The organism is Phenylobacterium sp. (assembly GCF_019636135.1).
In the GTDB taxonomy this organism is placed as follows: domain Bacteria; phylum Pseudomonadota; class Alphaproteobacteria; order Caulobacterales; family Caulobacteraceae; genus Phenylobacterium.
The window spans coordinates 1-17,802 of the sequence record NZ_JAHBYD010000002.1 but is presented as its reverse complement, the minus strand read 5'-3'; the positions used below and the strand labels follow the sequence as shown (position 1 = coordinate 17,802).

The 17,802-nt window shown below is 71.1% G+C and carries 19 protein-coding genes; 8 read left to right on the top strand and 11 right to left on the bottom strand.

Translation table 11 applies throughout. The features are described 5' to 3' along the window. Window positions 1-42: 42 nt before the first annotated feature. The gene (locus KF737_RS01375; RefSeq protein ID WP_296449568.1) at window positions 43-1,287 is read right to left on the bottom strand and encodes a phytanoyl-CoA dioxygenase family protein; all 1,245 of its coding nucleotides are present in this window, start codon (window positions 1,285-1,287) and stop codon (window positions 43-45) included. A 138-nt stretch (window positions 1,288-1,425) separates the two neighbouring features. Between KF737_RS01375 and KF737_RS01370 the strand changes: the two genes are divergently transcribed. The 5 genes from KF737_RS01370 (at window position 1,426) to hflX (ending at window position 7,829) form a co-directional block, all read left to right on the top strand. After that, window positions 1,426-3,654: a PAS domain-containing sensor histidine kinase gene (locus tag KF737_RS01370; protein ID WP_296449566.1), complete on the top strand. Its 2,229-nt coding sequence runs from the start codon at window positions 1,426-1,428 to the stop codon at window positions 3,652-3,654. A 3-nt stretch (window positions 3,655-3,657) separates the two neighbouring features. Next, window positions 3,658-5,049: a sigma-54 dependent transcriptional regulator gene (locus KF737_RS01365; RefSeq protein ID WP_296449563.1), complete on the top strand. Its 1,392-nt coding sequence runs from the start codon at window positions 3,658-3,660 to the stop codon at window positions 5,047-5,049. A 255-nt stretch (window positions 5,050-5,304) separates the two neighbouring features. Then, entirely contained in the window at window positions 5,305-6,168 is an 864-nt protein-coding gene (locus tag KF737_RS01360) for a D-amino-acid transaminase (RefSeq protein ID WP_296449559.1), read from the top strand. A gap of 99 nt (window positions 6,169-6,267) precedes the next feature. Further along, on the top strand, window positions 6,268-6,513 hold the full coding sequence (hfq, locus tag KF737_RS01355; protein WP_111274395.1) for an RNA chaperone Hfq: 246 nt from the start codon (window positions 6,268-6,270) through the stop codon (window positions 6,511-6,513). After that, window positions 6,510-7,829, top strand: a complete 1,320-nt coding sequence (gene hflX, locus KF737_RS01350; RefSeq protein WP_296449556.1) for a GTPase HflX — start codon at window positions 6,510-6,512, stop codon at window positions 7,827-7,829. The genes hfq and hflX overlap by 4 nt, the downstream gene beginning before the upstream one ends. A 177-nt stretch (window positions 7,830-8,006) precedes the next feature. On the opposite strand, the gene mazG is transcribed toward hflX, so the two are convergent. After that, window positions 8,007-8,831 (bottom strand): nucleoside triphosphate pyrophosphohydrolase, encoded by an 825-nt coding sequence (gene mazG / locus KF737_RS01345; RefSeq protein ID WP_296449554.1) that lies wholly within the window; start codon window positions 8,829-8,831, stop codon window positions 8,007-8,009. A 54-nt stretch (window positions 8,832-8,885) separates the two neighbouring features. Beyond that, entirely contained in the window at window positions 8,886-9,374 is a 489-nt protein-coding gene (locus tag KF737_RS01340) for a hypothetical protein (protein ID WP_296449550.1), read from the bottom strand. 176 nt (window positions 9,375-9,550) lie between these two features. On the opposite strand from KF737_RS01340, the gene KF737_RS01335 reads away from it, so the two are divergent. Next, on the top strand, window positions 9,551-9,715 hold the full coding sequence (locus KF737_RS01335; RefSeq protein ID WP_296449547.1) for a hypothetical protein: 165 nt from the start codon (window positions 9,551-9,553) through the stop codon (window positions 9,713-9,715). Here the strand turns inward: KF737_RS01335 and KF737_RS01330 are convergent. Beyond that, window positions 9,712-10,608: a LysR family transcriptional regulator gene (locus tag KF737_RS01330; RefSeq protein ID WP_296449545.1), complete on the bottom strand. Its 897-nt coding sequence runs from the start codon at window positions 10,606-10,608 to the stop codon at window positions 9,712-9,714. The genes KF737_RS01335 and KF737_RS01330 overlap by 4 nt on opposite strands. 94 nt (window positions 10,609-10,702) lie before the next feature. Here KF737_RS01330 and KF737_RS01325 point away from each other — a divergent pair, with 94 nt between their 5' ends. Together KF737_RS01325 and KF737_RS01320 are read left to right on the top strand one after the other, a co-directional pair. Continuing rightward, on the top strand, window positions 10,703-11,725 hold the full coding sequence (locus KF737_RS01325) for an aldehyde reductase (protein WP_296449541.1): 1,023 nt from the start codon (window positions 10,703-10,705) through the stop codon (window positions 11,723-11,725). A 300-nt stretch (window positions 11,726-12,025) separates the two neighbouring features. Continuing rightward, complete coding sequence (locus tag KF737_RS01320) at window positions 12,026-12,895, top strand: hypothetical protein (RefSeq protein ID WP_296449539.1); 870 nt, start codon at window positions 12,026-12,028, stop codon at window positions 12,893-12,895. Between the two features lie 297 nt (window positions 12,896-13,192). Here the strand turns inward: KF737_RS01320 and KF737_RS01315 are convergent, their stop codons facing one another. From KF737_RS01315 to KF737_RS01285, 7 genes are all read right to left on the bottom strand, one after another. After that, window positions 13,193-13,567 carry a putative quinol monooxygenase gene (locus tag KF737_RS01315; protein WP_296449536.1) on the bottom strand — a complete coding sequence of 125 codons (375 nt, stop codon included), beginning with the start codon at window positions 13,565-13,567 and terminating at the stop codon, window positions 13,193-13,195. Next, entirely contained in the window at window positions 13,567-14,190 is a 624-nt protein-coding gene (locus KF737_RS01310) for a formyltransferase family protein (RefSeq protein WP_296449534.1), read from the bottom strand. The genes KF737_RS01315 and KF737_RS01310 overlap by 1 nt, the downstream gene beginning before the upstream one ends. Beyond that, window positions 14,187-15,005, bottom strand: coding sequence for an MBL fold metallo-hydrolase (locus tag KF737_RS01305; RefSeq protein ID WP_296449530.1), 819 nt, complete (start codon window positions 15,003-15,005; stop codon window positions 14,187-14,189). The genes KF737_RS01310 and KF737_RS01305 overlap by 4 nt, the downstream gene beginning before the upstream one ends. Next, on the bottom strand, window positions 15,002-15,787 hold the full coding sequence (locus tag KF737_RS01300; RefSeq protein WP_296450007.1) for a TatD family hydrolase: 786 nt from the start codon (window positions 15,785-15,787) through the stop codon (window positions 15,002-15,004). Before KF737_RS01300 ends, KF737_RS01305 begins: the two co-directional genes overlap by 4 nt. Window position 15,788: 1 nt before the next feature. Continuing rightward, a complete protein-coding gene (locus KF737_RS01295) occupies window positions 15,789-16,793 on the bottom strand; it encodes a DNA polymerase III subunit delta' (RefSeq protein WP_296449527.1) in 1,005 nt (334 codons plus the stop codon). Next, window positions 16,786-17,421 carry a dTMP kinase gene (gene tmk / locus KF737_RS01290; RefSeq protein ID WP_296449524.1) on the bottom strand — a complete coding sequence of 212 codons (636 nt, stop codon included), beginning with the start codon at window positions 17,419-17,421 and terminating at the stop codon, window positions 16,786-16,788. The genes KF737_RS01295 and tmk overlap by 8 nt, the downstream gene beginning before the upstream one ends. Before the next feature lie 41 nt (window positions 17,422-17,462). Beyond that, window positions 17,463-17,802, bottom strand: a 340-nt coding sequence (locus KF737_RS01285) for an SPOR domain-containing protein (protein ID WP_296449521.1), incomplete at its 5' end; no start/stop codon positions are given.

The window sequence follows — 17,802 nt, the reverse complement described above, 5'->3', positions numbered from 1 at the left end:
GTTTTCGATCTGGATACCGTCGTTCTCCGGAATGAGCGGATTTCAGACCTGGTGTGTCGTGCCGGGCATACCGGAGCTGTCGTAGTAGGCGATGGCGCCCTCGGCGAAGTAGTGGCCGACGATGGAGCGGCGGGACTTCTCCATGTCGGTGCGCGGGGCGCCGGCGTGCATGAGGTTCTCGTGCCAGATGAGGACGTCGCCCGCCTTCGCGCGGTAGGGCGTGGGCGCGAAGCCCTGCTCCTCGATCATCCGGGTCCAGGCGGGAACGATCACCTCGCCGAAGGTGCTCCAGTCGCCGTCCGTGACTTTCGGCGCGCCGTGGTCGGCCATGTAGACGCGCGGCAGGCGGTGGCTCTTCGGGAACACCATCAGCTCGCCGGAGCCGGCCTGCACGTCCTCCAGGGCGGTCCAGACGCCGCACATCCGGCCGGCCGGGAAGGGCGTCAGGTGGATCGTGTCCTGGTGGTGCTCCTGCTGCGAGCCGAAGATGTAGCTGAGCGTCTGGCACGGCCTCGCGGGCGCGCCGAAGATCAGCTCCAGCATCCGCAGGATCCTGGGGTGCGTCCAGAGTTCGCGGATCGCCGGGTATGATTCGTGGAGGCTCTCGATCCGCTCGGACGAGCCCCAGGCGTAGCCCTTCACCCTGTTCTCGACGACGTGGTCGAGGGCGGCGTTCAGCCGCCCGAGATGCTCGTCGGCGATGGCGCCGGGCAGGGCGACGTAGCCGTTCTCCGCGAAGCGCCTGAGGCCGGCGATCTCGTCCGCGTCGGCGGCGCCGGACCGCGCGAGGGCCGCAAGGTGCGCCTCGATCTCTTCCGGCGTGCGGTCGAACCAGGCGGTCGCGGAGGCGTCCGCGTAGTCGTAGAGCGTGCTGTCGCAGGCGTCGGCCACGATGAGCGGCGTCCCGCGCGATTCGAGGCGCGACCTGACCCAGGCGGCGAGATCGCCCACGTTCGACACCTGCACCGTCACGGCGTCGGCCGCGGCTTCGCGGTCGCCCTGCAACACCCGCAGGCGCAGGCTCGCGGGGCCGTTCGGCAACAGGTGGCCGTGGAGGGCGAACCAGTCGCGAATCGATCCCTCGGGGCCCGCGGTCAGCGGCCGGCGGAGCGCCGGCTCCGGGCCGTCGCCCACGAACACCTCGAGGACGGCCGTCTCGCCGCCGGCGAGCGTCACGTCATAGTGGACCTGGATCAGGCCCTGGGTCGGCGTCACCTCGGCGGCGGAGGCGGCGTGAAGGCGGACGCGGGGCTTGCGCAAGCCCAGGAGGCCGCGAAGGATACGCATGGAAAGGCTCGGGGCTCGGACTTCGATCGGCCGCAAGACGCGCCCTTCGCCGGCCGGACGTCAAGCCGCAGGCGGCGCCGTGCGCAGCGGCAACATAGGTGTTGATTTCGAGGCACAGCCCCCTAGGCTCCCCAGCCGATGGCGTTGCTTGCTCATCCCGTGTTCCGGCACCCCCTGCTGAGTCGCATCCGAAGCGTCCTGCAGTCGCGGCTGGTCCTGGGCGTCGGCTACGGGCTCGCCGCGGCGCTGACCGGGATCGCCATCCTGCTCGCCGCCTCACCGCCCGAGAAGGGGCCGCTGGGCCCGGCGAGCGGCGTGATCCTGACCGTCCTCGTGCTGAACATCTTCCTGATCGGCTTCCTGCTGCTCTCGGTGGGCATGCGGATCTTCGCGCTGCTCGACGCGCGCTCCTCGGACGCCGGCGCGCGCCTCCACGTCCGCTTCGTGGGCCTGTTCGCCGCGGCGGCCCTGGCCCCGGCCGCCGTGGTGCTGGTGTTCTACGGCCTCATCGTGTCGGGCGGCGTCGAGAAGTGGTTCTCGCAGCGGGTGCAGACCGTCGTCGAGAACTCCGCCACGGTCTTCCAGTCCTACCTCGACGAACAGACCGGCTACATCCGCGACCACGTGACCCCGATGGCCGCCGACCTCAACCGCGAGGCCCAGAGCCTGGTCGCCAAGCCCGAGAGCGCGGGCGACTACCTGGAGGCGCTGGCCTCGTTCCACGCCTTCCCCGCCGCCTACCTCGTCGATCGCCAGGGCCGCATCCTCGCCCGCGCCGAGGCCTCGGGCGCGCCGCCCTACGTGCTGCCGTCCAAGGCCGCCTACGAAGCCGCCGACGAGGGCGAGATCTACATCCCGAACTTCGACACCGGCGTCATGCGCGGCGTCTACAGGCTGCGCGCTTTCAACGACGTCTACCTCTATGTGACCCGGCCCCTGCAGCAGGGGATCATGGGCTACATGAAGGAGTCCGAGGCCGAGCTCGCCTCGTACCGCGATGTCGCCCGCAACCGCGCCCGCATCCAGACCGTCTTCGCGCTCAGCTACGCCGAAACCGCCATGCTGGTGCTGGTGGGCGCCGTCTGGCTGGGGCTGGGCGCCGCCAACGCGATCTCGGCCCCGATCGGGCGCCTCGTGCAGGCCGCGGGCCGCGTGGCCGGCGGCGACCTCTCGGCGCGCGTCGACGCCGAGTCCGACCCCGACGAGATCGCCGTGCTGTCGCGCGCCTTCAACAGCATGACCCACGACCTCCAGGCGCAGCAGGAGGCGCTGCGGCGCGCCGGCGACGAGGCCGAGGAGCGGCGTCAATTCATCGAGACGGTGCTGACCGAGGTGAGCGCGGGCGTGATCGGCCTCGATCCCGACGGCCGCATCTCGATCGCCAACCGCCAGGCCGCGATCCTGCTGGCGCTGCCGGGCGACCAGGGGCGGGGCCGCCGCCTCTCCGACGTGGTCCCCGAGTTCGCCCAGCTCGCCGCCGCCGCCCGCACGGGCGAGGCCGAGGAGGAGATCGACGTGGCGCGCGGCCGCGACCAGCGCCGCCTGCGCGTCCGCGCCAGCCAGTCCGAGGGCGGCTTGGTGCTGACCTTCGACGACGTGACCCGCCTGGTCGCCGCCCAGCGCAACGCCGCCTGGCGCGACGTGGCGCGCCGCATCGCCCACGAGATCAAGAACCCGCTGACGCCCATCCAGCTCAGCGCCGAGCGCCTGCGCCGCAAGTACCGCAAGGACATCGCCGAGGGGGAACTGGAGACCTTCGACCGCTGCACCGACACCATCGTGCGGCAGGTGGGCGACATCGGCCGGATGGTGGACGAGTTCTCGGCCTTCGCCCGGATGCCGGCGCCCAAGTTCGCCAAGCTGGAGGCCGCCGAGCTGCTGCGCGCCGCGGTCTTCGCCCAGCGGGTGGCCAGCCCCGACGTCGAGGTGGTGCTCGAGGACCCCACGGCGGATGCGATGCTCTACGCCGACGGCCGCATGATCGGCCAGGCGCTGACCAACGTGCTGAAGAACGCCGCCGAGGCCATCGAGGGGCGCCGCGCGCGCACCCCCAAGCTGAAGGGCAGGATCACGGCGCGGCTGATGGTGGAGGACGCCTCGGTCGTCATCGAGGTCGAGGACAACGGCGTCGGCCTGCCGGCCAAGGACCGCGACCGGCTGACCGAACCCTATGTGACGACCCGCGAGAAGGGCACCGGCCTGGGCCTCGCGATCGTGAAACGGATCCTGGAAGACCACGGCGGCGAGCTGGAGCTGGCCGATGCGCGGACGGGGCAGGGGGCGCTCGCCCTCCTGCGCCTGCCGGCTGCGCCCGCCGCCCGTGCAACCACCCCCCCGGCCGCGGCCGTCTCCGCGGAAGAGAGGTGAAGAATGGCGTCTGACGTACTGGTGGTCGATGACGAGGCCGACATCCGCGAACTGGTCGCGGGCATCCTGACGGACGAAGGCTACGACGTCCGCACGGCGAACGATTCGGAGAGCGCGCTGGCGGCGGTCCGCGCCCGCAAGCCGGCGCTGCTGATCCTCGACATCTGGATGCAGGGCGGCGGGATGGACGGGCTGGAGCTGCTGGACCTGGTCAAGACGCTCGACGCCGACCTGCCGGTGATCATGATCAGCGGCCACGGCAACATCGAGACGGCGGTCAGCGCCATCAAGCGCGGCGCCTACGAGTTCCTGGAGAAGCCCTTCAAGTCGGACCGCCTGATCCTGGTGGTCGAGCGCGCGCTGGAGGCGGCGAACCTTCGCCGCGAGAACCGCCGCCTGCGCGCCCAGGCGATCACGCCCGAGGGCCTGATCGGCAAGTCGATGGCGGCCCAGCAGCTTCGCCAGATGATCGCCAAGCTGGCCGGCGCCAACAGCCGCGTGCTGATCTCCGGCCCCGCGGGATCGGGCAAGGAAACGGTCGCGCGCCTGATCCATGGCGCGAGCCACCGCGCCCGCAACGAGTTCGTGCCCATCAGCGCCGCCGGCATGACGCCCGAGCGGATGGACGTCGAACTGTTCGGCGAGGAGGGCGCGGGCGGCCGCCCGGCCAAGATCGGCGTGTTCGAACGCGCCCACGGCGGCACGCTCTACCTCGACGAAGCCGCCGACATGCCGCGCGAGACGCAGGGCCGCATCCTGCGGGTGCTGGTCGAGCAACGCTTCCGCCGCGTGGGCGGCGACCAGGACGTGCAGGTGGACGTCCGCGTGATCTCGTCGACGTCGCGGGACCTGCGCGAGGAGATCTCCGCCGGCCGCTTCCGCGAGGACCTGTTCCATCGCCTGAACGTGGTGCCGGTGAACGTGCCGGGCCTCGCCGAACGGCGCGAGGACATCCCGGAGCTGATCGAGGACTTCATCCAGCGCATCTGCGAGGCCTCGGGGCTGGCGCGGCGGCGGCTGTCGGACGATGCGCTGGCCATGCTTCAGGTCCGCGCCTGGCCGGGCAACCTGCGCCAGTTGCGCAACAACGTGGAGCGGATGCTGATCCTGGCGTCCGGCGCGCCGGCCGATCCGATCACCGCCGACATGCTGCCGCCGGAAGCCGCGGTGAACGACCAGGCCGGCGCGATGGGGGCCGAGCGCATCATCGCGCTGCCCCTGCGCGAGGCCCGCGAGGTGTTCGAGCGCGAGTACCTCAACGCCCAGATGCTCCGCTTCTCGGGCAACATCTCGCGCACCGCGGCCTTCATCGGCATGGAGCGCTCCGCCCTGCACCGGAAGCTGAAGTCGCTGGGCCTTTCCGGCGCCCGCGCGCTCGAATCCGAGGAGCTGTGATGGGCAAGCGGCTTCGTCGGCGTGCTGTGCTGCACAATACGTTCCCCTCTCCCTTGCGGGCAGGGCAATCGCATATGGCCTGTGGGCGGCTCGTCCGACCGATTCATGAACCGCAGAGATCGCAGAGACACGCAGAGAGGGTCGTGGATCCACCGGAATCCTCCGCGTATCTCCGCGATCTCTGCGGTTTGACTGACGGCCTTTCGGCCGCCCGCATCCATATGCGATTGCCCTGCCCTTGCGGGGAGGGGTGAGATGAGCCGCATCGCGTACGTGAACGGCCGCTTCGTGCCGAAGAGCCAGGCCGTGGTCCACATCGAGGACCGCGGCTACCAGTTGGCCGACGCGGTCTACGAGGTCTGGGCGCTGTTCGACGGGAAGCTGGCCGATCCGGAGGGGCACTTCGCCCGCCTGGAACGCAGCCTGTCCGAGCTGCGCATCGACATGCCGATGAGCCGCGCGGCGCTGACGGCCGTGCTGCGCGAGACCGTGCGGAGGAACCGCATCCGCGAGGGGCTGGTCTACCTCCAGGTCAGCCGCGGCGTGGCCAGGCGCGACCACGCCTTCCCGACCGATCCCGTGCCGCCGGCCGTGATCGTGACGGTGAGCCGCGTGGACCGCGCCGCCACCGAGGCCCGCGCCGCCGCGGGCGTGGCCGTGATCACGACGCCGGAGAACCGCTGGGGCCGCTGCGACATCAAGACGGTCGGCCTGCTGCCCAATGCGCTGGCCAAGCAGAAGGCGCGCGAGGCCGGCGCGGTCGAGGCCTGGTTCGTGGACGAGCTCGGCCTCGTCACCGAGGGCGCCTCGTCCAACGCCTGGATCCTCGACGCCGAGGGGACCCTGCGCACCCGCGACACCCAGGCCAACATCCTGCGCGGCGTGACGCGGCTGTCGCTCATCGACGTCGCCCGCGAGGCCGGCCTGAAGGTCGACGAGCGGCCCTTCACCCCGCAGGAGGCGGCGCAGGCGAAGGAGGCCTTCATCACCGGCGCGGGCACGCTCGTGCTGCCCGTGGTGAAGGTGGACGGCCATCCGGTGGGCGACGGACGCGTCGGGCCAGTGGCCACGAAGCTCCGCCGCCTCTATATCGAGCGCGCCAGGGCGACCGCGATCTGACGAGGCGAGTGCGATTGCAAGCGCCGCCGTTTGGCGCCTAGCGTGGACTCGTGTGTGGGCGGAAGGCCGCCCGAACAACAACGAAAAGGCGGAAAGCCCGTGAGCGACAAGAAACAGAACCTGCAGGACACCTTCCTCAACAGCGTGCGGAAGTCCAAGACCCCCCTCACCATCTTCCTGGTGAACGGGGTCAAGTTGCAGGGCGTGGTGAGCTGGTTCGACAATTTCTGCGTCCTGCTGCGCAGGGACGGGCAATCCCAGCTCGTCTACAAGCACGCCATCTCCACCATCATGCCGGCCCAGCCCGTGCAGCTTTATGAGCCGGCCGACGACGAGGCCGATTGAGCGCTTCCAAATTCGTTGACCGCGAGGCGCCCGTCCAGGGCGCCATCGTCGTCCATCCCGACCGGGAAGGGCGTGCTGGCGCGCGCGACCCTGAGGCGCGCCTCGAAGAGGCGGCCGGCCTCGCGCTCGCCCTCGACCTGGAGGTCCGCGAGACCCTCGTCGCGACCCTGCGCAGGCTGACGCCGGCCACCCTGTTCGGGGCCGGCAAGGTCGAGGAGATCGCCGCCCGCGTGCGCGCCGCCGAGGCCGACGTCGTCATCGTCGACGACGCGCTGACGCCGGTGCAGCAGCGGAACCTGGAGAAGGCGTGGGAAGCCAAGGTCATCGACCGCACCGGCCTGATCCTGGAGATCTTCGCCCGCCGCGCCCGCACCCGCGAAGGCCGGTTGCAGGTCGAGCTCGCACGCCTGACCTACGAGCGCTCGCGGCTCGTGCGCACCTGGACCCACCTGGAGCGCCAGCGCGGCGGCTTCGGCGTCATGGGTGGCCCGGGCGAAACCCAGATCGAGACCGACCGGCGGCTGATCGCCGACAAGATCGGCAAGCTGAAGCGCGAGTTGGAGGAGGTGCGCCGCACCCGCACGCTCGCCCGCTCGGCGCGGCGGCGCATTCCGTTCCCGGCGGTGGCCCTGGTCGGCTACACCAACGCCGGCAAGTCCACGCTCTTCAACCGGCTGACCCACGCCGAGGTGGTGGCGCAGGACATGCTGTTCGCCACCCTGGATCCCACCATCCGCCAGCTCAAGCTGCCCGACGGTCGCCCGGCGATGCTGTCCGACACCGTGGGCTTCATCTCCGACCTGCCGCACGAACTGGTCGAGGCCTTCCGCGCCACGCTGGAGGAGGTGCGCGAGGCCGACGTGGTGCTGCACGTGCGCGACATCGCCAGCCACGAGACCCGCGAGCAGGCCGAGGACGTCCGCGCCGTGCTGGGCCAGCTCGGCATCGACATGGACGAGCGCCGCATCCTGGAGGTCTGGAACAAGGCCGACCTGTTGCCTGCCGACGAGCGCGACGAGGTGAGCCGCGACGCCCGCAGGGCCCATCCGCCGGCCGTCGTGGTCTCGGCGGTGACGGGGGAGGGGTGCGAGGCCTTGCTGGCCGCCGTCGCCGCCCTGGTCGATGAAGCCCCGCCGGTGGACGTCGTGACCCCGCCCGGCGAAGGCGCCGCCATCGCCTGGCTCTACGCCCACGGCCGCGTCATCGAGCGTGAAGCGGGCGAAGACGGCGGCGTGCGCCTCTCCGTCAGCCTGACGGCCCAGGCGCTGGGGCAGTTCGAACAGCTCTACCCCCAGGCGACGGTGGGCGGGCGTTAGCGTCCCATCCCACACTCCGCTCATCCCCGCGCATGCGGGGACCCAGGCTTCACTTCCTCGGGTGTCCTGAGCGAGCCCGCGGCCGCGGTGGCGCTGCTAAGAAAGTCTGGGTCCCCGCATGCGCGGGGATGAGCGGTGATGATTTGGGTGCGGAAACAGGAATCGAACCTGTGACCTTCAGGTTGTGAGGCCGGCCCGCTCCTTGGCCTTCACCTCTTCCCAGAGGGCGTCCATTTCGGCGAGGTCGGACTGGTCGGGGGTCTTGCCGCGCTTGGCAAGTTCCGCCTCGACGTATTTGAAGCGGCGGACGAACTTGGCGTTGGTATAGCGGACGGCCTCCTCCGGATCGACGTCGAGCGTGCGGGCCAGGTTGGCGACGACGAAGAGCACGTCGCCGATCTCGTGGCGGGCCTTCTCCAGGTCGCCGGCCTCGATCTCGGCCAGCATCTCGCCGACCTCCTCGTGCAGCTTCTTCACGACGTCCTGCACGGTCGGCCAGACGAAGCCGACTTTGGCGGCGCGCCTGGAGAGCTTCACCGCGCGCGTGAGGCCCGGCAGGCCCAGGGGCACGTCGTCGAGCAGGCTGGCGTCGCGGCCCTTCCCGGCGCGCTCGGCCGCCTTCAACGCCTCCCAGCCCGCCTTCTGGTGCTCCAGGCTCTCGTAGCTCTCGTCGCCGAACACGTGCGGGTGGCGGCGGACCATCTTGTCGTTGATCGCACGCGCCACGTCTTCGAAATCGAACGCGCCCTGTTCCTCGGCCATGCGCGAATGGAAGACCACCTGCAGGAGGAGGTCGCCCAGTTCGTCCTTCAGGTCGGAGAGGTCGCCCCGCTCGATGGCGTCGGCGACCTCGTAGGCTTCCTCCACCGTGTAGGGCGCGATGGTGGCGAAGGTCTGCGCCTGGTCCCACTCGCAGCCGTCCTCGCGGTCGCGCAGGCGCGCCATGATGGCGAGCAGGCGCTCGATGGGCGGCAGGTCGGCCGGCGGGGCAGGGCGGGTCATGGGAGCTCGATCAGACCGCGCGCCGCTCGATGGCGCAAGCGTACGAGGCGCGACCTAGCGCTCGGCGACCTGTTCGCCGCGGGCCAGCTTGCGGGCGAAGCGGTCGAAGGTCCAGGTGGCGTCGGTCCACACCCAGTTGGCGTGGGCCTGGCGGATGTCGGTCTCGTACCAGCGGTAGCTCACCGGCGTCGTCGCGCCGTCGGCGGCGACGATCTGGCCCTCGATGGCCGCGCCGCCGACGCCGAAGCTCTCCATCGAGAGGCCCGGCGTGTCGCCCAGTTGCTTGAACGTGGGCCGGTTCGGCGTCGCGCCGACGAGGGTCAGTGCGATGCGGGCCCCGTCGTAGGCGCCGGTCCGGGCGAGCGCCTTCTCGACGGAGGCCTTGAGGTCGGCCGTGAGCAGGTCGGCCTCGCGCTGGCCGTAGGTCTTGTCGAACTTCTTCTGCATCTCGGGCGAGAGGCTCACGTCCACCGACGCGGGCGCGCAGAAGGCGGCCGGCGCGGCGGCGAGCAGGGCGGCTGCAGCGAGGAGGGCGAGGCGCATGGGCGGCTCCGGAAGCATCCAGTAATTATGTAACATGTGGGCGCCGGGACGCAATTCCACAAGAGTGGAACCGCCGCCTTCCTCGCGCCTTACGCAAGCGGGACTGGAACGCCGGACTCGCGTCAGAGGCGAATCCAGCTAGCGTTCGGGCTGTCCACTACCATGGAGAGGGACCCATGGGCGGAGCAGCGTATCACCGGGGACGGGCGTTCGAGGCCGCGCCCCGGATCGAAACGGAAACGCGGCCCCTGCCGCGCGGCTACGGCCTTCTCCTCGGCGCGACGGCGTCGGTCGGCCTCTGGGCCGGCATCTTCTGGATCGCGGCGGCGGTGTTCGGCTAGGCGCGCCGGCGGGTGGCCTTGAAGTGCGCGATGAAGGCCGCGAGGCCCGCCGAGGGCAGGCGCTGGCGCGGGTAGTAGAGCGAGACGCCGGGGAAGGGCGGCGTCCAGGCCTCCAGCACGGGCTCCAGGCGCCCGCTCTCCAGCTCGGCCGTCATGGCGCGCTCGATCGCATAGGCGACGCCGGCGCCGGCCACGGCGGCCTGCACGGCCAGATCGGGGCTGCCGACGATCAGGCGGCCGGGCGGCTCGATCTTGATCTCCTCGCCGCGCTGCTCGAACGCCCATGGCAGGAGCACGCCGCTGGGCATCCGCACGCGGATGCAACTGTGCCGCAGCAGGTCGGCCGGCGTCAGCGGCCGCCCGTGCGATGCGAAGTAGGCGGGGCTGCCCACCACCAGGTAGCGCTCGGTCTGGCCGAAGGGCAGGGCGACCATGTCCTGCGGCACGGCACCGCCGCCCCGCACCCCGGCGTCGAAGCCTTCGGCCACGATGTCGACCAGCCGGCCGTCCACCGCAAGGTCCACGCGCATGTCGGGGTTGGCGTCGAGGAAGCCCAGCACGGCCGGCAGGATCCGCTCGGCGCCGCCCAGCGAGGCGTTGAGGCGCAGCGTGCCGGTGGGCGTCTCGCGGAAGCGGTTCACCGTCTCGACGGCGGCGGCGATGTCGCGCAGCGCCGGGCGGATGCGGGCCAGGAAATCCTCGCCGGCTTCGGTGAGCGAGACGCTGCGCGTGGTGCGGTTGAAGAGGCGGACGCCCAGCCGGCGCTCGACGCTGGCCACCGCGTGGCTGAGCGAGGAGGACGAGACGCCCAGCTCGGCGGCGGCGGCGCGGAAGCTGCGGTGCGTGGCCACGGCGGCCAGCGCGCTGAGCTCGGGAAGCGACGGGCTCGTCATTGTTCACATATGCTCAGCAAGCCAAACGATTTGCTGAGGATTATCGCACGGTCCCGCGGCCGCTAGACAGGGCCCCGCAACGAAGGAGCGGGCGATGGCCGAGACGGTCCTGGTGACGGGCGGCACAGGCTTCGTGGCCGGCTGGGTGATCGTGGAACTGCTGAAGCGGGGCTACGACGTGCGCACGACGGTGCGCGACCTCGGCAAGGCCGACGCCGTGCGGGCCGCGGTGCGGACCCAGGTGGAGCCGGGCGGGCGGCTGACGTTCGCCGTCGCCGACCTCACCGACGACGCCGGCTGGGACGCCGCCGTGGCCGGCTGCGCCCACGTCCTGCACGTGGCCTCGCCGCTGGGGCGGGGCGAACCCACCGACGCGACCCTGATCCCGCCGGCCCGGGACGGGACGCTCCGGGTGCTGCGCGCGGCGGTGGCGGGCGGCGTGAAGCGGGTGGTGATGACCTCGTCCACGGCCGCCTGCGCGCCGCGGCTCCAGGGTCCCGACAGCTTCAGCGACGAGACGCTGTGGACCGACCTCGGCGACCCCGACGGCACGCCGTACCGGCGCTCGAAGATCGTCGCCGAACGCGCCGCCTGGGATTTCATGGCCGCGAACGGCGGCGCGACCGGGTTCGTGACCGTGCTGCCCAGCGCGATCTTCGGCCCCGTGCTGACGGCCGACAACCCGGGCTCGGTGATGGTGGTGGGCCGGCTGTTCGGCGGGACGATGCCGGGCGTGCCGAAGGTGGGCTTCAGCGTGGTCGACGTGCGCGACCTGGCCGACGCCCACATCCGCGCCATGACGACGCCGGAGGCCGCGGGCCAGCGGTTCATCGCGTGCAGCGAGTACCTGACCATGGCCGAGATGGCCCGGGCGCTGCGCGCCGGCCTGCCGGAGCCGTTCGCGAGCCGGACGCCGAAACGCACGCTGCCGAGCTTCCTGGTGCGGCTGGCGGCGAGGCGCGACCCGGCGCTGCGCGGCATCGTGCCCACGCTCGGCCGCCGCCACGCGTTCAATTCCGCCAAGGCCCAGCGCCTCCTGGGCTGGAGACCGCGTCCGGCGCGCGAAACCGTCGTGGAGACGGCGAAGCGCCTGATCGAAGTGGGGGCGGTATCCTGAGGCGCTGGGACGGAGAAGGCGGCCCTCTTCAACCGTGGCTTGTCTACACCGGTTAGAGATGTCGCGTTGGGTGCCAGTTAGAGATGTCAGGGCAGGGGGCTCGGGTCGGCCGAAGGGCGGGCGCGCAGCCTTCCCGCAGCGCAGCAGCCGACCGCCCGGCCGGCGCACGGAAGACGATGACGGTGGGTTTTCCGATGCGCGCCGGCAGGCGCGCGAGGCACGTAGAGACGCCGCGCGATCGGAACTGGCACTCGGTCCGCGACATCGCCTAAGTTGCGGCCTCTCGGTCGGGAGGTTCCAGTGGCGGAACATTTAGTCTTCGTGATTGGCAGCGATGATGACGAGCAAATTCAGCTCGTTACCGAAAATATCGGCCAGAATTGCCGGATTACCTGCCGAGTACGCGGTGAGACTTTCACGGCCGACGAAGGCGATTTTTTCGAAGCTCTGAGCACTGTCCGACGCCGGGCGCTCGAACCCAAGGGCCTGATTCCGTTCTGCTACGGCGCGAGCCTCAACGTCTGGCCATCAGGGATGGCGCGGGACATGGGACAGGGCCTGTCAGCCTACAAAATGCAGATGGGGCTTCCGGCATCGGAGCTTGTCGGGATCTTCGACCAAGGTCCCGATGTGATCCCATCTCGGGTCGAGCAACAGGCGGAATTCGCGAAGGAGTGGATTGGGTCTTTTCGCAATCGTCGGAAGGTTGAGGGTTATGTCCTGACCCTAAAATGCCGGCGCTGCGGATCGAAATTCCCCCATGCCATCTTCAGCGGTGACACCGACATGGCGATAGATGGGCTCATCTCGCTCACCTCCGTTGAGCGAAAAGAACTCGTTGTTGGGGAGCTGTCCGCTCACGAGTGGAAGCTGGAAGACGCCGAAAGGATCAGTGCAGCTTGCGAACGCATTTCCGCAGCGTTGGCGCGAACCGACCTAAGACCTGTGAGGGTCGTCAGGTGGCAGAAGGCCCAATCTACCAGACTTTCATTTGCAGCGTTCCGCAAGAACTATAAGCCTCCCGTCGGGGTCTACTCGTGCCCAAAATGTGGTGGCGAAGCGAAGTCGATTCAGCAGCAGAGCTGGTCAGAACTTATGACCTCGGGCGGACATATCGAACCTTTTGGTGAGCTGAAGCTTCACGATCCAAGCCAATTCACCCAACGCTGAACATGTGGCCGGTCTGATCACGGCGCCTGGGGCCTTTGCGGGTGCGTTGACCTGGCGGTTCGGCTTCCTGGCTCTGGCGGATCAGGGTGAGGAGGCCTCCGAGCCGCTTGTTCTCCAGCACGGCCGTTTCGGTGACGCGCTGCAGCTTGTCGAAGGTCCGGTAGGCATGCTCCGGCCCTTGTAGCGGACCTCCAGTCGCCCGTCGGGGAAGTCCACGACCTCGACCCTCTGGCCGATCGCGGCCTGGGCGAATCTAAACAGACGTTTTTCGCCTAAGGAAGATTATCGGAAATTATGCTAGGCCGATTTCGGGGTCAGGCCCACGCCGCCCATCGGGATCGTCTCGAAGCGTTCGCCGAAGCCGGCGATGAGCGGCCTCGCCCTGGCGATGGCGGCCTGCACGCCGGGGAGCTTCAGCGAGGCCTGGTGGCTGGCCGGACTGTCCCACACCTCGGTGATCCAGATCGCGTCGGCGTCCTGGGCGTCGGCGGCCACGATGTAGCTCAGGCAGCCCGGCATGGCGCCGGTCGCCTCGGCCAGCAGCCCGATCAGCGCGTCGCGCTGGCCGGGCTTGGTCAGCATCTTGCCGATCAGGCCGTACATCGGCTGGGCGGCGCCCGCCGGCCCGGCCGCCATGGCCGCAGAACCGGCGATGAATCCCCGTCTTGCCATCATGTCTTCATATCTCCTGGCGACGGGAGCGCGAGCTCGCCGGCGGCGATCCGGCGGAGCGTCGCGACGAAGAACGCGGGCTCCAGCGCCTTGACGCGCGCCTCCAGCGTCCCGGCGGTGTCGCCGGGCGCCACGGGCACGGCCGTGCGCGCGAGCTCGGGCCCGTGGTCGTAGATCTCGTCCACCGCATGCACGACGATGGCGCTTTGTGGAACGCCCGCGGCGATCACCGCGCGGTGTACGCGCGCGCCGTACATGCCCTCCCCGCCGAACTGCGGCAGGGGGCCCGGATGGATGTTGAGCAGCCGCCCGGCGTAGCGGGCGAGCGTCTTCGGCCCCAGCCGGCGCAGGTATCCCGACAGGACCACCACGTCGACGCCGTGGTCCGCGAGCGCGGCCTCCAGGCGCGCGTCGGCCGCGTCGGGATCGGCTGCCGTGGGGATGCAGAGGGTCGGCACGCCGGCGGCGGCCGCCCAGGCGAAGGCGGCGCAGTCCTTCTTGTTGCTGACCAGCAGCCGCGCTTCGGCGTTCAGGCCGCCGTCGGCGATGGCCCGCGTGATGGCTTCGGCGCTGGAGCCGTTCCCGGACGCGAGGAAACCGATCTTAAGTCCCCGGGAAATCACGCGTTCTCGTCCCCGAGCGCGTGGCGGAAGGTCATGCCGTCGTAGGCCGGCTCGACGCCGGCCGGCAGTTCCGCCGTGAGCTGCGCGAAATCCATGTCGATGTGCATGTTGGTGAGGATCGCGCGGCGCGGCTTCGCGCGTCCGATCCACTCCAGCGCGCGGTCCAGATGCGCGTGCGTCGGGTGCGGCCGGCGGCGCAGGGCGTCCACGATCCAGACGTCGAGGCCTTCGAGCGCCGCGAACGCCGCGTCGTCGAGCCCCACCACGTCGCTGGAATAGGCCACGTTTCCAAAGCGGTATCCGACGGACCTCACGCCGCCGTGGTCCTGGTCGAAGGTGCGGACGGGGATGACGCCCGAGGGCCCGTCCACCTGCCAGTCGACGCCGTGCGCCGGGATGGCGTGGCGGTCGCAGATCGCCGGATAGCCGCCCTCGCCTTCGAAGATGTAGCCGAACCGGCGCATCATCGTCCGGTCCGTCGCCGCGTCCATCCAGCAGGGGATGCGCGCCTGCTGGCGCAGGTAGAAGGCGCGCACGTCGTCCAGCCCATGCACCTGGTCGGCATGATCGTGGGTCAGCAGCACCGCATCGCAGCGCGTCACGCCGGCCCGGGCGGTCTGGATGCGCAGCTCGGGTGAAGCGTCCACCAGCGCCGTCGTCTGGGCCCCCTCGCCCACCCGCCTCACCAGCAGCGAGCAGCGGGTGCGGAAGTTCTTCGGCTCGGCCGGGTCGCAGATGCCCCAGTCGCCGTCCGCGCGCGGCACGCCGCCGGACGAGCCGCAGCCGAGGATCGTGAACTCCAGCGTCCCGCTCATGGCCGCGGAATCCGCTCGAAGAGGGCGAAGAAGGCGTCGGTCGTGCGCCGGTCGGCCTCGTCGGGCGACCAGCCGCGCACCTCGGCCAGCCTGGCCAGCACGTGGCCGACGTAGGCCGGCTCGTTGCGGCGGCCCCGGTGCGGCACGGGCGCGAGGTAGGGGCAGTCGGTCTCGACGATGATCCGGTCGGCCGGCATCTCGCGGATCACCTGGCGCACGTCCTCGGCCGCCTTGAAGGTGGCGATGCCCGAGACCGAGAACCAGGCGCCCAGCGCCGCCGCGCGCCGCGCGAGGTCGGCGCCGGAGGTGTAGCAGTGCATCAGGAGCCGGAACGGGCCGGCCGCGTACTCCGCCTCCAGAATCTCAGCCATCGCGTCGTCGGCCTCGCGGGTGTGGACGACGAGCGGCAGGCCCGTCTCGCGGGCCGCATGGACGTGCCGGCGGAAGACGCTGGCCTGGATGTCGCGGGGGCTGAGGTCGTAGTGGAAGTCGAGGCCGCACTCGCCGATGCCGACCACGCGCGGGTCGGCCGCCAGCCGGACGAGCGTCGCGGCCGCGAGGTCCGGGTCCTCCTTGGCCTCGTGGGGGTGCGTGCCGACGGTACACCAGATGTCCGGCTGGTCGGCGAGCGCGCGCACGGCGGCGAAGTTCGACACGCGGTCGCAGATGTTGACCATCAGTCCGACGCCGGCCTCGCGGGCGCGGGCGATCACCGCGTCGCGGTCCTCGTCGAATTGCGGGGCGTGCAGGTTGACGTGGCTGTCGATCAGCATCGGCGGGATGTCACGCCTGAGCTGCGGCCTGGCGGAGCTCGGCGAGCGCGGTGAAGAGGGCGTCGGCGCGGTCGAGGTTGAGCGCCTCGACCTCGCGCGGCAGGCGCTGGAGCGTCTCCCACGCCCCGGCCCATCGATCAAGCGCGCCGAACCCCTGCGCCGCCCGGTCCCGCGCCAGCGCATGCACGCGGTCCGACAGGCGCTCGAACAGCAGCGCGAACTTCGCCGGCCCCTCCCCGCCGCGGAAGCCTTCCGCCAGCGACAGCGCCCGGGTCTCGTCCACGCGCGGCAGGTCGGCCAGGAGGTCGCGCGCGGCGTCGTCCATGGCGAGCGCCTGTCCGGCGGCGAGTTGCAGCGCCCGGCCCGGCGCGCCGTCGGCCATGGTGGCGAGGCGCAGCGCGTCTTCGTCGTTCGCGCCGGTGCGGGCGCGCACGAAATCGGCGGCGGCCTCAACGCCCAGCGGCTGGAAGGCGAGCCGGCGGCACCGCGAGCGGATCGTCGGCAGGAGGCGGCCCGGCGCGTGCGAGACCATCAGGAGCACGCCCCGCGGCGGCGGCTCCTCCAGCGTCTTCAGGATGGCGTTGGCGGAATTGACGTTGAGGTCGTCGGCGGCGTCGACGATCGCCACCCGGTGCGGCGCGCTGGCGGGCGACTTCGAGAAGAACTCGGCGAGCTTGCGGGCGTCGTCCACCGGGATGACCTTGCGCGCCTTGCCGTCCGGCCCCTCGCGCTCCAGCACCATCAGGTCGGGATGGCTGCGCGCGGCGACCTGGCGGGCCACGGGATGGTCCGGATCGGTCCCCAGCACGCCCAGGTCCGGGTCGGCCGGCGCGCCCAGCAGGCGGCGCGCGGCGCGATAGGCGAAGGTGGCCTTGCCCACGCCCTCGGGGCCGGTCAGCAGCCAGGCGTGATGCAGCCGGCCGCGTCCGCGGGCCGCCTCGAACGCCTCCTCGGCGACGTATTGCCCCTGCAGTTCGAACACCTCGCGCGGGTGCGGGACCTCGATCTCAGCCATGGACGGCCAGCCGCCCGGCCACCGCCGCCCAGACGGCGGCCTCGACGGCGTCCATCGCGCCCGTCGCGTCGATCACCGCGCACCGGTCCGGCTCGCGGGCGGCGATGGCGAGGAACGCCTTGCGCAGCCGCTCGTGGAAGGCCGCGCCCTTGGACTCGAAGCGCATCTCCGCGCCGGCCCGCACATGCGCCCGCTCCAGCCCCACGTCGACGGGCAGGTCGAACACCAGCGTCAGGTTGGGATGCACGCCGTCGAGGATATGCGTCTCCAGCGCCGTGATGAGCCCGGCGTCCACGTCGCCCGCGCCGCCCTGGTAGGCCCGCGTGGAGTCGGCGAAGCGGTCGCAGATCACCCAGGCGCCGCGCGCCAGCGCCGGGGCGATCACGCGCTCGATGTGATCGCGCCGCGCGGCGTACATCAGCAGCGTCTCGGTGACCGGGCTCCAGCGGTCGGCCGACCCGCGAAGCACCAGGTCGCGGATGCTCTCGGCGCCGGGCGAGCCGCCGGGCTCGCGCGTCGTGACGACCTCGCGGCCCCCGGCCTTCAGGCGTGCGGCAAGCCGCTGGACCTGGGTGGACTTCCCGGCCCCCTCGCCGCCTTCGAACGTGATGAACCGACCGCGCGCCACGAGGGCCAAATTGGCCGGTTCGGCGCGGAAGTCCAGCGGGGCTAGAAGGTCCGCACGACCCGGGCGTCGGCGAAGCCGAACTCGGCCACCCGGTCGCGCAGGGCGTAGGCGCCCGCCTCGTCCGCCGGCGCCGGCAGGATCACCCGGTAGAGCGTCATCCCGTCGGCCCGCTGCAACGGCTCGATCGAGGCCGAACCGGCCGCGGCGAGGCGCTGGGCCGCCTGCTGGGCGTTGGCCTGGCTGGAGAAGGCGCCGGCCTGGACGCGCAGGTTCGAACTCGTCGCCATCGAGGCGCGGAAGGCCCCGGCGCCGGGCGCGGGCGGGATCGGCGTCGACAGGATCTCGCTGCCCGTCACCGGGGCCAGCGCCGTCGAACCCACC

What these genes read in the sequence shown, in the direction of transcription:
- KF737_RS01330 (WP_296449545.1), bottom strand. Translation starts at nt 10,608, where the DNA reads ATGACGAGCCCGTCGCTTCCCGAGCTCAGCGCGCTGGCCGCCGTGGCC.
- KF737_RS01365 (WP_296449563.1), top strand. Translation starts at nt 3,658, where the DNA reads ATGGCGTCTGACGTACTGGTGGTCGATGACGAGGCCGACATCCGCGAA.
- KF737_RS01375 (WP_296449568.1), bottom strand. Translation starts at nt 1,287, where the DNA reads ATGCGTATCCTTCGCGGCCTCCTGGGCTTGCGCAAGCCCCGCGTCCGC.
- KF737_RS01340 (WP_296449550.1), bottom strand. Translation starts at nt 9,374, where the DNA reads ATGCGCCTCGCCCTCCTCGCTGCAGCCGCCCTGCTCGCCGCCGCGCCG.
- KF737_RS01305 (WP_296449530.1), bottom strand. Translation starts at nt 15,005, where the DNA reads ATGAGCGGGACGCTGGAGTTCACGATCCTCGGCTGCGGCTCGTCCGGC.
- KF737_RS01325 (WP_296449541.1), top strand. Translation starts at nt 10,703, where the DNA reads ATGGCCGAGACGGTCCTGGTGACGGGCGGCACAGGCTTCGTGGCCGGC.
- KF737_RS01295 (WP_296449527.1), bottom strand. Translation starts at nt 16,793, where the DNA reads ATGGCTGAGATCGAGGTCCCGCACCCGCGCGAGGTGTTCGAACTGCAG.
- KF737_RS01370 (WP_296449566.1), top strand. Translation starts at nt 1,426, where the DNA reads ATGGCGTTGCTTGCTCATCCCGTGTTCCGGCACCCCCTGCTGAGTCGC.
- KF737_RS01315 (WP_296449536.1), bottom strand. Translation starts at nt 13,567, where the DNA reads ATGGCAAGACGGGGATTCATCGCCGGTTCTGCGGCCATGGCGGCCGGG.
- KF737_RS01335 (WP_296449547.1), top strand. Translation starts at nt 9,551, where the DNA reads ATGGGCGGAGCAGCGTATCACCGGGGACGGGCGTTCGAGGCCGCGCCC.
- mazG (WP_296449554.1), bottom strand. Translation starts at nt 8,831, where the DNA reads ATGACCCGCCCTGCCCCGCCGGCCGACCTGCCGCCCATCGAGCGCCTG.
- KF737_RS01360 (WP_296449559.1), top strand. Translation starts at nt 5,305, where the DNA reads ATGAGCCGCATCGCGTACGTGAACGGCCGCTTCGTGCCGAAGAGCCAG.